This is a genomic window from Vibrio sp. 1288, from assembly GCF_033344475.1.
This window is the reverse complement of sequence record NZ_JAWPOX010000661.1, coordinates 1-640: the sequence shown is the minus strand read 5'-3', so window position 1 is coordinate 640 and position 640 is coordinate 1. Positions and strand designations below refer to the sequence as shown.

General features: G+C 46.1%; 1 protein-coding gene. It reads left to right on the top strand.

Features of this window, described 5'->3' with window-relative positions:
* On the top strand, positions 1 to 591 hold a 591-nt coding region (gene mreC / locus R8O11_RS28625), incomplete at its 5' end, for a rod shape-determining protein MreC (protein ID WP_318195045.1).
* Between the last annotated feature and the right edge of the window lie 49 nt (positions 592 to 640).

The window sequence follows — 640 nt, the reverse complement described above, 5'->3', positions numbered from 1 at the left end:
CGCTTGCGTAAGTTACTTGGCTCGTCTTTTGTTCGTGATGAGAAGAAGGTCGTGACCGAAGTAATGGCGGTGGATACTTCACCTTATCGTCATCAAGTGGTGATTGATAAAGGCCAAATTGACGGTGTGTACGTTGGTCAGCCCGTTATTAACGAAAAAGGTATTGTCGGTCAGGTTACGTTTGTTGCGGCGCACAATGCGCGGGTATTGCTACTGACAGATGCAAAAAATGCCATTCCAGTTCAGGTCATTCGTAATGACATTCGAGTGATTGCATCAGGTAATGGTGAAATGGATGAAATCCAACTGGAACACATTCCAACCAGTACAGATATTCAAGTCGGTGATTTACTTGTGACATCCGGTCTGGGAGGCATTTACCCTGAAGGCTACCCTGTGGCGACGGTCACGAATGTGGATCACGATACTCGTCAAGAGTTTGCATCGATCAAAGCCGAACCTGTAGTGGAGTTTGATCGTCTACGATACTTGCTGTTGATCTGGCCAAACGAAGATCGTCAGCACAAAGTACTGCAATCCAACGCGAATGACGGGTTAGAGCAAGAACAAGAGGTAACTAATGGCCAGTAATGTATTGCGTAGCAGAATGGTGATTGGTGTTAGTTTCTTCGTTGCGCTA